The organism is Pontibacillus sp. ALD_SL1, assembly GCF_017355605.1.
On the sequence record NZ_CP062974.1, the window covers coordinates 3,323,934 to 3,336,237 of the forward strand.

Genomic DNA, 12,304 nt, shown 5'->3' on the forward strand with positions numbered 1-12,304 from the left:
TTTCGTTTAAAAACTCGTGTTTCTTGATTCAACCGGAAAACGAAGCTCCACCTTGGTCCCTCGTCCTTTCTCAGAATCAAATTCAACCTTACCGTGATGAGCCTTAATAATTTCAAGAGAGATAGAAAGACCCATTCCAAGACCGTTTTCCTTAGAGGTATAGAAAAGTGTTCCTATATTCGAGACTTGGTCCGGGGTCATCCCTTCCCCTTCATCTTCAATCGTCACCTCCACCTCGTTACTTTCTAGACGGTGAACCAAACGAACCTGGACCACACCACCGTTTTCCATAGATTCGAAGGCATTCTTAATGAAATTGATGAATGCTTGTTTCATCTTGGCCTCATCAATTGTCATCACAAGATCTTTTTGGTTGGATTCGAACTCGATCCTTACGTTTTGAAGCCGAGCGCTGCTTTTCATTAGTTCGATTGTTTCCTCTAAAAGATCATGAAGATTACAAGGAGCTGGCTGAACGGATGATGGCTTTCCAAGTAGAACAAATTGGTTAACAAGGTTCTTCATTCGATCGAGCTCTGATGTGATGATTTCTAAATATTTATTCTGAGCATTGGTTTCTTTCAACAATTGTGTTAATCCAATAATGGATGTAAGTGGGTTGCGAATCTCATGGGCAAGTCCTGCGCTAAATTTGCCAAGGGTCGACAGCTTCTCGGATTCTATAAGCTTCTCTTGAAGTTCGTAATAGTTCGTCATGTCACGAAATTGAGCGAACGTGCCAATCACCTCGTCCCCGTCGTATACAGGAAGGACATCAAGCTGACAAATTTTCTCCCTCTGCCCATCATCAAACGAAAGGGTGACTTCCTTATTCTCGAGCTTTTCCCCCGTCAATAGGACATGATCCACATACGGTTTGATGACGTATGTTTTGGTGTCCCCTTTATCAAGACGCTCTTCCATACTATATTCCACTAACTTTTCCAAAGCAGCATTGTAATCGGTGATGCACCCTTCTTCATCTGTCATAATCATACCAAGAGGCGTTGAGTTAATCATGATCTGATTTAAAATCTCAAGTTTATTGTTCTTCTCCTGAAGTCGAAGTTCCCGTTCAATGGAGTCGACCGCTGATGAGAGGAGTCCTAAATGAAACTGACTTTCATAATCCAAGGTTGTCATAATGGATATCGTTCCTGAAATTCGAGCATCCTCCCCGTAATGAAAAGGAGCTGAATAACAAGCAATGCCGTGCAAAGCTTCATGGTAATGATCTCTTCCAACAAGGCCAATTGGTTCCTCATGAAGCAGAGAGAGCGCAATGGAATTTGTCCCTGCAACTCTTTCCCGAAATCGAACACCGTTATGTATACCGAACGCATCAATCATCTCCATCATACTCTGATCTCCAAACTTATGGATCATATATCCCTCTTCATCGGTAGTAGATACAATAATTGGAGTTCCGTTCATATAATAGATGACTTTCTCCATAAAATGCTGAATAACAGGAAGCGCATTTTCTAACTTTTGTTTGCGTTCCTCAAGTTCTGCATCTGTTAATTCTATTTGCAAGGCAGGAGCCTCTGTCGGCTCTAACCGATAGTCTTCTTCACATCTTCTTTTTGATTGTTCAATATATGTATTGAAACCCATCCTCTCCCCCCTATCTGTCTATACAATTCTCTGTCATAACTGTATCACAGATAAGATGCCAATAATAAAATAGATCTCAAAACTAGGACCTAACGACAAATTCAGTGCTATAAAAGGAAAAAGTATGGAATTAAATACTTTTTTAGTAATAATATATTACCATTTATATCCTAACGTGTTATAATTCAAGTAGAACTTATGTCGACATGTCAGACATCCTACCAACACAGATATTGGGGAGATTCAATATGGAATTCCAGTATTTTATAGAGGAACATACGTCAACTGAAGAACTAAAAACGAAAATTACGGATTTGCGATCCACAATGATTGAAACAGGACTTACTCATGGTTTAAGCCATGATAAGACGATTGAACTTAGCCAGAAATTAGATCGATATATTACAGAGATCCAAAAGCGTAGTTATAATCCAATTATGTAAAAGCCCAAAGCTAAATGCTTTGGGCTTTTATAATTCGCGGCATGGGGACGGGTACCTTGTCCCTGGGTCCCTCTTATACCTCTCAACTAACTGCACGGCAAAGTGATAGTGTTCTTTAGGAACTTCGATGATGACTTCGCATTCATGGTAACCAAATTCGAAGAGATTTCGCTTATTATACGGGATGGAATAGTGGGGTTTTACTTGATTCGTTTCTAATAACCAATATAGTTCCTGAGCCAGACCTACTCCTGATTCTTTTGTTTGGAACACTACCGAAAGTTCATCGGGCTCTTCATACTTGTAGATATAAATCGCTAACCCTACACATAACACCAACAACACCGCACTTAACATCTCCACCACACCTCTTCCTAGCAGGATCAATCTAGTTAAGAATATGATTGACATTCCGAGTATAAATTACACGCCAAAATCCTTTTTTCCTTCTAGAGACTGGGGTTACGGGGACAGGTACTTTATCCCCATGTCATCCCTACTGAGCCTTTCTAGCTCAAGAAGGGCCCTTCTCTGACGCTTTACTGGATGTATCACCTAAAAAGGTTAGAGAAGATGCCGATCTGTGACGTTCTCGTAGATGTACCCCTCTAAAATGTAACAGAACCATTAAATCAATGACTTTTTATATAATTACTTCTTTATAAGGTCACAGAGACCCTCCCTCTGTGACCTTTTTCTTAAAAATCAGTAAATTACCGGCTTAACGTTATTATAAATAAAACACAAAAGCTCCTTATGATATAAGGAGCTTCTGTGTTGGTATTAACCTATTACTTCAAGAGGCGAAGGGACGCGGAACCTGTCCCTCATCCCTCTATAGATACATGTGCACGCCAGGACCGAATGGGATGCCTATGAGTGCGAAAGCTAGTAGTAATACAATCCAGACGGATAAGAAGATGATGCTGTACGGTAGCATTAAGGAAATAAGCGTGCCAAGTCCAGCCTTCTTATCGTATTCTCTCATAAACGCTAACACGATAATAATATACGGGTTCATTGGTGTAATAATGTTAGTAGATGAATCCGCAATACGGTAAGCTGCTTGAATGAAAGCGGGATGATAGTCTAAGATATAGAACATTTTAATAAAGATCGGTGCTTCTAGTGCCCACTGAGCTGACCCACTGAAGACCAGAAGGTTCATAAGGGCTGTTAAGAATACGAAACCAATAATGACAGGTATTCCTGTTAAACCTAATGATTCCAAGAATCCAGCTCCACTCACAGCAATCCATGTGCCAATGTTTGTCCAATCAAAGTAAGCAATGAACTGAGCTGCAGCGAAGATTAAGACGATGAATCCTGACATATCTTTAATGGCTTCTCCCATAAATGTGGAGATATCTTTCGTCTTCGTAATCTTATTAACCGTAACTCCGTACGTTACCGCAACGGCAATAAACATGAATAGGATAATCGGAATGATTCCATCTAAGAATGTGGATGGAATCATGCCTCCTGTTTCGTTACGTAACGGAGAATTCGGCCAGAATAAAGCAACAAGCAATAGCCCAATGTAGACAACAAGTGCAATCGTAGCATTCTTTAACCCCTTCTTCTCTAAAGGAGTTGAAGCCTTCATTTCTTTCTTCAGATCTCCCTCATATTTACCAAGACGAGGTTCAACGATTTTCTCGGTTACAAGTGCACCTGTTATGGATAGAACAATAACAGAAACGACCATAAAGTAATAGTTATCCACTGGCGTTACGACTACGTTAGGATCCAAGCCCTGCATGACTTCCGTAGAGATCCCTGATAACAATGCGTCTGTACCCGCAACAACCACGTTCGCTGTAAATCCAGAACCTACCCCAGCAAACCCGGCTGCCAGTCCAGCAAGTGGGTGTCGACCGAGTGTGTAGAAGACCATAGCTGCTAGAGGTGGAACAATTACAAACGCTGCGTCAGAGGCTAAATTCCCCAGTATCCCGACGAAAATAACCGCATATGTCGTTAGGCTGGCTGGCGCCTTGAGAATTGTACTCTTAATAGCTGTCTCAATGAGACCTACCTTTTCAGCTAAACCAATTCCTAACATCATCGCCAAAACAAGACCTAAAGGTTTGAAGCCTGTAAAGTTTTCAAGCATCGAAGTTAACATGTACTGAATACCTTCAGCAGACAACAAGCTCTTAATCGCTACTTCTTCACCAGAGCCTGGCTGAACCACGGAAACCCCAAATGAAGAAACGACCCAGGAAAGTAAAATCATAAAGAGAGCGAGATACACAAATAACATAAATGGATCTGGAAGCTTATTCCCTGCTTTTTCAATAACATTCAAAAACTTAGATAAAAACTTAGACTCCTTTTTCTCTTCTTGTGAGACATTTGTATCTGGTAATGACATATACCCACCCTTTCTCGTTTTTAATGGTTATATTCCTTTATTCTTCCGTAAATAGGAATAGAAAGAAGGGGGGCGTTCCCCCTCGTACTTATACATTTTGGACAAGGGAAAAGACTTTTCTTGGCCTTCCCCGCTCGCCGGATTGAGCTTCACCACTTTGTTCAACAAGTCCGACCTTTTCCATCTCATTAAGAATTCTCCGACCATTTCGTTCTGTACTTTGCAACCAACGAGAAAGGTCTTGCGATGTAAAGGTCGGTCTTTGGTAGTGATGTACATAAGAGATAATTTTTGAAACAACACCAGGACTAAGTGGCGCACCTTTTAACTTCTCGGCCCACTCATGACCAGCCCCTACCGTTTGATAGGAAATTTTAGCTCCTTGTTGTTTGAGTGTGATTTCTTGATATTCATCCACAATTAAAAGCGTAGGCTCTTCAAAAGATTTATAATTTCTAAAGCCTAGTCGGACGTTTTGCTCCGCTTGTGACACAGTTTCTCCAATACCAATTGCGATGTTCACCTGACTAGAGGTTTGCATTTCAACGTTTTGAATGAGGGTAAATAGTTCCTCTTCCACTTCTGGCCCCATCTGCCCTCTGGTCGTAAAGATGAAGAACAAACCGTCGCCTAGTTGCATCAGTGAACCATTTGTTTTCTCGGCTATACTGAGCAGGAACCTTCTTAAATCTAGCTCCTGGTGTTTCATCCGAAACGAATAGTGAAGTTCTTCGAGCTTATCCAATTCGAAGTCAATCCGACACCCGATTGTAGCTACCTGTGCATTGCGCAAGCGCTTCGACTGGGCCCGTTCTTCTAAAAATTGAAGGATAAGTTTAATAGATAAATAGGAAGGCGTTACTCTGAACACCGGTACCCCTAATTCTTTTAACTGCCTGTAGACGGTCTTAATGGAAGTGATCGCAACTTCTGTTTTGCCTTCTTGATACAGAGTAGCGTGGAAGTCCACTAGTTCATTGGAGTACTGATACCCCTCAAATGGATGGTTGTAATACGTCAGCGATTGAAGATCATAATACGAAAGAATCTTATCAATTTCTTCATCCGTAATTGTATCAATACTCACTTTCTCAAAGACTTTCTTACTCGTAAGCTGCGCTTCTAGTAAGATCCCGAAAAAGCTAGAACCATGTAGAGGTGGATAACTTCCCTCTTCTGGCGTAATCAAGTTTTTTTCATAAGCATACGTATAATTGAGAATTCCGGAGAAAAACCATTGATCCACTTCATATCGATGTGCCGATAAAATGGCTTCCACATCAGATAATTGATTGTAGGTATAGGAAACGACTTCAATTCCTTCAAATTCATCTGTTACATATAAAATTTGCTCAAGAGAGTCCGATGGCGCGATGACTCCGATCTTGGTTTTCACATTCATCACCTGTCTCTACCTTTAAGTATTCTGCTATAATATGGCTTCCTTTTTCTAAATCGGCCATAGTGGCATATTCTGCAGGATGATGACTAATCCCTTCTTTACACGGAATGAACAGGAGTGCTGAAGGCCATCTTAACGCCATATTCATGACATCGTGCCCCGCCCCACTATCCATGCTCATCGCCTTATAGTCTAGAGACTGACAAATCGAATGCAGTTGTTGTTGCATGGATTCATCTAAAGTAACAGAATCGTTATCGACAGCGACTTCTACACGGAAATTAACATTGCGTGTAGCTTCGATGTGTTTACAATACTCCCCGATATCTTCTGCAAGAGCTCGCTTCGCCACGTCATCTACACTTCTGATATCAATGCCGACCTGGACTTCTCCTGGGATTACGTTCATCGCATTTGGTTGTACATTTAATGTACTAACCGTTGCAACGAGTTGTTTCTTACTTGCGTCGTTTCGTTTCAGAGCTTCTTCTTCCACATAAGAGATCAGAGGAGCTACTGCCGCAAGAGCATCCTGGCGCTTGTGCATTGGCGTTGTACCCGTATGGTTCGCCATTCCTTGAGCGGTTATTTTCAAACGGATGGGACAAGCCACACCTTCTACAATGCCAACATCCGAGTTATGGTCTTCCACTTGTGTTCCTTGTTCAATGTGGAGTTCTAAGAAGCTTTGTAAATAGGAAGATGGTTTCTCTGCTTGATCGATCGTGTCCCAGTTCAACCCAAACGACTCACAAACTTCTTTGACTGTATGCCCATCTTGATCGGGAACATTGGCTAACCCCTCTTTATCAAACAATCCGGACACCGCTTTACTTCCTATTGTAGATACACCGAATCGGGCGGATTCTTCAGAGGCAAAGCAGATCACCGCAATGTTTTTCTTAGGTGTGACGCCCTGATCTTTCATTTGCTTCACAGCCGCTAACCCTGTCAGAACGCCTGCGACCCCGTCATATCCTCCGCCGCCATGGACGGTATCAAGGTGTGAGCCTACTGCAATCGTCGGTACATCTTCTCCCACATCCCACGTTGCCCATTGATTCCCGGCTTCATCTTGCTCTACTGTAAGCCCAAGTTCTTTTGCAACACTTCGGAAAGCTTCGTGAGCCTTAGCTTCTTCAGGGCTATAACTCAGCCTTGAAAATCCATTCGGTTGATTCATGTCACTTGTCGTGTTCAATTTCTTTAACGTATCATCTAACCAAGCCTGCACATGTATGACCCCCTTTTACAATGTTGATGTATGTCTCTAAAGCTACAGGTAAAACCTCTTCGTCAAAATCAAAAGACGGATGATGATGACCGAAGGCTAACCGTGTCCCAAACAACATATACGTAGCGACGCCACCTTGTTGTTGCACCTCATTCACCATAAAGCTCGCGTCTTCAGAACCGGATACAGCTGTAACAGGAAGAATCTCTTGAATGACCGGACTCCCAATACACCTTGCTTGAACGGCATCCACAGCTTCTTGACTACATTCGAAGGAGGACGTTTCTCCAACTTCTTCAACCTCCGTTGCAACATCATATAGGTCTCCAACAGATCGAATCATACGAGTCGCTTCAGCGTAGACGAAATCTTGAATTGCCCCTGTTTCGCCTCTTGTCTCAAGTTCTAAATAGCCACGATCAGCAATAACATTCCTGCCTGCTCCAGCTTGCAGTTTACCAACGTTGATCCTTGAGGCCCCTGCGCTGTGTCGCGGAATGGTGTAGAGCTGAGTAGATGCTGTCGCTGCAGCTAAGAGAGCATTTTTCCCCTCTTCAGGATTCATTCCGGCGTGAGCTGAGCGACCTTTATACGTTACGTTTAACTTCGAAGAGGCTAAAAAGCCCTCGACAGAAGCAGCAATCGTCCCTACCGGCATAGAATGTATTCCAATGTGGCCGGTATAAAACTCATCCACATTTTGCAACCATCCTTTGTCCGTCATCGCTTTCGCCCCTCTTCCTCCCTCTTCTGCTGGTTGGAAAAGAAGGGTAAATGTACCTGATAGGGATTCGCTATTTTTACGAATAAAATGAGCCAACGCGATCCCTATTGCCGTATGTCCATCATGACCACAAGCATGCATGGCTCCGTCTACCTTCGAGTGGAACCCTTCTTTAGAAGGAAGGTGTGTCGAATCATGTGTTTCCTGGATCGGGAGGGCATCGATGTCGAAGCGAAAAGCGCTATGTTTACCAGGCTTTCCGGTATCCCAAGTAGCAACGAGCCCTGTGTGTCCGCCTTCCATGAGTTCCATCCACGTAGGTTCAACTCCCCATTCTATAGCCTCGGCTTCATGCTTTTCTAATTCTAGCTTTGAAGGAACGCCTTTACGAGATTCAGAACGTAGTGCGTCTTGTCCTATGTGTAGAGTGAAGCCAAGTGATTCTAGCTCTTTTCCGATTGTAAAAGTGGTTCGATATTCGAGGAAGCCAAGTTCAGGTTGCTGATGGAGCGTGCGCCGCCAATTTTTTAGAATGGTCTTTAATGATTCCTCATTCACTTGCTTCACCTTCTTGCAGATGAACGAGTGTGTCACTAGCTACTTGTGCTAGCATCGCACTTCCTGAAGAGAGAGCCTTTTCGTTTAACATAAAGCCTGGGTTATGAAGTCCCATTTGATCTTCTTTTGAGTCAATTTGCGTTCCTAACCAGATGAAGGCGCCAGGGTATCGATTTAGGAACCTGGAAAAGTCTTCCCCTGCTAATACAGGATCGACGGTTGGCGTTGACTCTGGACCTAGAATCTTTTGCGTGGAGTTACGAGCAACTTCGGCCCATTTCGGTGTATTAATGGTAGCAGGGTACCCATCTAAATACGTAATGTCCACTTCTCCCTCGAAAGCTTCCGTAACGTGTTCCACAATAGAGTGAAAACGTTGCTTCACCTTTTCTTTAACGGAAGGTTGATACGTACGAACTGTTCCTTCTAAGGTGACTTTATCTGCGATCACATTGTGGGCGTATCCCCCGTGAATGCTACCAATCGTCACGACGGCCGATTCAATTGGGTTAACGTTTCGACTAACGATCGTCTGGAGACTTGTGATGATTTGGTTGGCAATAATAATCGCATCATTTCCATCATGAGGCATGCTAGCATGTCCACCCTTACCTTTAACGGTGATCGTGAATCGGTCTGATGCTCCCATCATTTCTTGATCACGAATTCCAACTTCTCCTACAGGAAGACTTGGCCAAACGTGTTGTCCGTAAATCACATCTGGCTCATAGTCATCAAACACACCGTCTTCCATCATCTGAGCCGCTCCTCCTGTGGGGGAATTCTCTTCAGCCGGTTGAAACACAAGTAGCACAGTACCAGCTAGCTCATCCTTACGTTGATTCAGTGCATAACCTGCACCAAGTAACATAGCCGTATGGGCATCGTGACCGCATGCGTGCATAACTCCGTCTCTTGTTGACCGGAAATCATGATTCGTTTGTTCCGTAATAGGAAGAGCATCGATATCCGCTCGTAAAGCTACCGTTCTCCCCTTTTGCTGCCCTTCAATAATGCCTAACACACCCGTATCCGCATAGCCCGCTTTAAACGGAATACCGTATTCCTTAAGCTGATCCTGGATAAAACGTGATGTATTCCATTCCTGTGTGCTTAGTTCAGGGTTCTGGTGTAAATATCGACGAAACTCAATGATATCGTTTTCAATTGATTTTGTTATTTCTTGAAACGTAGCAACCATTCCGACACTCCTTAATTAAGGACATATTCCATAAATGTTCCTTAAATTGATGTTATATAACACTATAAGGGAAATCAGACGATCTGTCCATGTTAATATTTGAGAATTCAGATACTTTTATAGAACAGAAGGGGGCTGGGGAGACACTTCCGTAGGCCGGTGGAACAGGTACATTGTCCCTTTGCATAACAAAATATCTGTTTGCAGAAAGCTCTTTCGGCTATGGACTCTTTCTCTGACGTTTTGCATGATATAGAGTAGAAAAAGGTCATTTATTAATAGACCGCAATGCTACATTCATCATTTATAACAAATAAAAAAACACAGAAGTCGTTTCCAAAGAAGGACCTCTGTGTTGATCGTTACTCTTTTATATTTCGAAAGGCGAAGGGACGAGGTACCTGCCCTCCCCCGCTCCTAATCAATCGTTTCAATTTTGTAAATGAAGTAATAATGTTTATACAAAGCGAGTACGACCATAAAGATTCTAGCAACTAGAATATCTACCATAATGAACGAAGCGATAATAAAACTATCCGCAATAATATTAATCCGGATCTTTTCTTTCTTCGTCAGGCCTTTCTTTTGCAGAAAGGCTAAGACATATTTTTGATAAACCGTTGTGTTTTGAAACCAGTTTTCGATACGCTTTGAACTTTTTGAGAAACAAAAAGCCGCAAATAAATAGAAAGGGCCGCCCGGGAGTACAGGGAGGATGGTACCTGCAATGCCTACACCAAGTGAAAGGATACCTAATAAAGCAAAGACAAGATTTTTTATATGTTTAATAGTCATCACCTTTTATTTCATAAACGAATTGTATTCACTCATTATTCTTATTCTATAACCCAAATAAATTGTACGACAAATGAGATGAATTGTAATGATATAAGATTACAATTGGGTGAACTTCACAAAAATTTCAGCGGAGTTCTTCCCCTTATGCGTCCGACACAATACCCCGCAAAACAAAAAGAAAGCCTCCTCATCAAGAGAAGACTTTCTCAGTAATCCTATTGCTATGAGCTCCAAGGGGCTAGCGTTTATGCACCAGGCGATCTACAAACCCTTTCTTAATCAAACGTTTGATCAAGAAAGGGTTTCTTATCATAATTCTCCACATTAACACGCCGGGACAAGGAACCTGTCCCTCCATCCCACATCATGAACGATTCACAACATTCACAAACGATTGGATAGACTCTTCAAGCGTAGAATAATCCTCAACGATTTCATTCACTTTCGTATTCTGTTCTTCCACACTAGCCAGAACTTCCTCAACACCCGCTGCCGTCTGTTGAGTAATAGAAGATACCTCATTGATTTGATCACTTGTTCGTTCAGACGATTCTAGTAATTGCTTTATGATTCCATCAACGGCCTGAGATTGAGCGACCACGTTGTTGCCATTTTCTTTAATGATTTCTAGCACATTTTTAATCTCCAATGAGTTCTGTTGGCTTGAAGTCACCGCCACTCTTCCCTCTGTAACTTTCTCTACTGAACCAATAATATTGCTTTGGATCTTTTCTAATATAGAAGCGATTTTAACAGTAGAGGCTTTTGACTCCTCAGCTAGTTTCCTAACTTCATCCGCTACAACTGCAAAGCCTTTACCATGTTCACCCGCTCGGGCGGCCTCAATCGCAGCATTTAAAGCCAAGAGGTTTGTTTGTTCAGAAACATTATTGATGACAAGGATGATATCGCTAATTTCATTTGCTTCTTCCTGAAGTTGGTGCATTGAATCTTCCGCTTCCATCATGATGGAATTCACGCTTCCAATCTCCCCATTCAAATGATTCATCTGATCAAATGCTTTATTTGCTACTTCAACCGATTTTTCGGTATTTTCCTTCATGGAGTTTGAACTTACATTCACATCATCTACATTTGACTTACTTCGATCAACAAGGCTAGTGATATCCATAACACCCGCTGCTTGGTGCTCAATGGCTGAGGCCATTTCATTAAAAGTTTTGGTCACTTCAGAAGATACACGACCTGTTACTTCTATATTACCCTTTAAACTATCACTAAAGTTACTAAGCGTTTCTAAGGAACCTTGTACTTGTGTAACCATCTCTTCAGCACGCTGCTTTGCTGACAGAGCTTCTTCTTCGTTCACACTCGACTCTTCCTGAAGCTTCGTATTCAGCCTTGCCTGGAACATTAGAAAAGCCGTCACTAACACGATGTATAGAATAAGAGAAATTAAACCTTCCACTCCGTAATTCGGGAACATCTCCGTGCCAAATTGTAAATAAAACAGAACGGTTAAAGCTATTTGCAAAGAGGAAATGACTGCAATTGGTTTCATTAATTGATAAACGGATATCACCGCTAAATTATAATAAACCATTAAGTATGAAATCATATGCGGGTTGCTTTCAACCATAAAATAGGTGATTAATGTAAGACTGAACATGACTATGTACATCACATACTTAACGCCAATTTCTTTCCAAGTTAAGATTGTACCTATTGTTGTAAAAGTACCTCCAATCCCCACAATAATCCCTGCAATCAACCAATCCGCATGACTTGTGAAGTTTGTTAAAAGACTCAATACAATAGAAAACCAAGATAATTTAATAATTAATTTGTTACGATCGTTTAATAACGATAATTTTTTATCCTTCTCCATGAAACTGTCCCTTCTGAAGCTTATTTAGGCAAAATAGCCCACTTTATAATATTACTATAATTTTTATAATTTTTCCTTAATTTCGGGACAAAGGGACAGGT

At 41.8% G+C, this 12,304-nt stretch carries 10 protein-coding genes; 1 reads left to right on the forward strand and 9 read right to left on the reverse strand.

The genetic code is table 11. The features are described 5' to 3' along the window. Nucleotides 1–6 precede the first annotated feature (6 nt). Complete coding sequence (locus IMZ31_RS16695) at nt 7–1,617, reverse strand: ATP-binding protein (protein ID WP_207528385.1); 1,611 nt, start codon at nt 1,615–1,617, stop codon at nt 7–9. Between the two features lie 248 nt (nt 1,618–1,865). Between IMZ31_RS16695 and IMZ31_RS16700 the strand changes: the two genes are divergently transcribed. Then, nucleotides 1,866–2,060 carry an aspartyl-phosphate phosphatase Spo0E family protein gene (locus IMZ31_RS16700; protein ID WP_207528386.1) on the forward strand — a complete coding sequence of 65 codons (195 nt, stop codon included), beginning with the start codon at nt 1,866–1,868 and terminating at the stop codon, nt 2,058–2,060. Between the two features lie 27 nt (nt 2,061–2,087). Here the strand turns inward: IMZ31_RS16700 and IMZ31_RS16705 are convergent, their stop codons facing one another. The 8 genes from IMZ31_RS16705 to IMZ31_RS16740 form a co-directional block, all read right to left on the reverse strand. Further along, complete coding sequence (locus tag IMZ31_RS16705; RefSeq protein WP_207528387.1) at nt 2,088–2,423, reverse strand: hypothetical protein; 336 nt, start codon at nt 2,421–2,423, stop codon at nt 2,088–2,090. A 472-nt stretch (nt 2,424–2,895) separates the two neighbouring features. After that, the gene (locus IMZ31_RS16710; protein WP_207528388.1) at nt 2,896–4,437 is read right to left on the reverse strand and encodes an AbgT family transporter; all 1,542 of its coding nucleotides are present in this window, start codon (nt 4,435–4,437) and stop codon (nt 2,896–2,898) included. Between the two features lie 88 nt (nt 4,438–4,525). Further along, nucleotides 4,526–5,839, reverse strand: coding sequence for a hypothetical protein (locus IMZ31_RS16715; RefSeq protein WP_242705595.1), 1,314 nt, complete (start codon nt 5,837–5,839; stop codon nt 4,526–4,528). Then, complete coding sequence (locus tag IMZ31_RS16720; RefSeq protein ID WP_207528389.1) at nt 5,790–7,073, reverse strand: M20 family metallo-hydrolase; 1,284 nt, start codon at nt 7,071–7,073, stop codon at nt 5,790–5,792. The genes IMZ31_RS16715 and IMZ31_RS16720 overlap by 50 nt, the downstream gene beginning before the upstream one ends. Then, nucleotides 7,054–8,355 carry an amidohydrolase gene (locus IMZ31_RS16725; RefSeq protein ID WP_207528390.1) on the reverse strand — a complete coding sequence of 434 codons (1,302 nt, stop codon included), beginning with the start codon at nt 8,353–8,355 and terminating at the stop codon, nt 7,054–7,056. The genes IMZ31_RS16720 and IMZ31_RS16725 overlap by 20 nt, the downstream gene beginning before the upstream one ends. Beyond that, entirely contained in the window at nt 8,348–9,556 is a 1,209-nt protein-coding gene (locus IMZ31_RS16730) for a M20 metallopeptidase family protein (RefSeq protein ID WP_207528391.1), read from the reverse strand. Before IMZ31_RS16730 ends, IMZ31_RS16725 begins: the two co-directional genes overlap by 8 nt. 417 nt (nt 9,557–9,973) lie before the next feature. Next, nucleotides 9,974–10,351, reverse strand: coding sequence for a YbaN family protein (locus tag IMZ31_RS16735; protein WP_242705596.1), 378 nt, complete (start codon nt 10,349–10,351; stop codon nt 9,974–9,976). A 367-nt stretch (nt 10,352–10,718) separates the two neighbouring features. Next, a complete protein-coding gene (locus tag IMZ31_RS16740) occupies nt 10,719–12,203 on the reverse strand; it encodes a methyl-accepting chemotaxis protein (protein ID WP_207528392.1) in 1,485 nt (494 codons plus the stop codon). Nucleotides 12,204–12,304: the final 101 nt, after the last annotated feature.

Bases quoted from the DNA above. Each gene is read 5' to 3' on its own strand.
- IMZ31_RS16695 (WP_207528385.1), bottom strand. From the start codon at position 1,617: ATGGGTTTCAATACATATATTGAACAATCAAAAAGAAGATGTGAAGAA.
- IMZ31_RS16700 (WP_207528386.1), top strand. From the start codon at position 1,866: ATGGAATTCCAGTATTTTATAGAGGAACATACGTCAACTGAAGAACTA.
- IMZ31_RS16710 (WP_207528388.1), bottom strand. From the start codon at position 4,437: ATGTCATTACCAGATACAAATGTCTCACAAGAAGAGAAAAAGGAGTCT.
- IMZ31_RS16715 (WP_242705595.1), bottom strand. From the start codon at position 5,839: ATGAATGTGAAAACCAAGATCGGAGTCATCGCGCCATCGGACTCTCTT.
- IMZ31_RS16730 (WP_207528391.1), bottom strand. From the start codon at position 9,556: ATGGTTGCTACGTTTCAAGAAATAACAAAATCAATTGAAAACGATATC.
- IMZ31_RS16735 (WP_242705596.1), bottom strand. From the start codon at position 10,351: ATGACTATTAAACATATAAAAAATCTTGTCTTTGCTTTATTAGGTATC.
- IMZ31_RS16740 (WP_207528392.1), bottom strand. From the start codon at position 12,203: ATGGAGAAGGATAAAAAATTATCGTTATTAAACGATCGTAACAAATTA.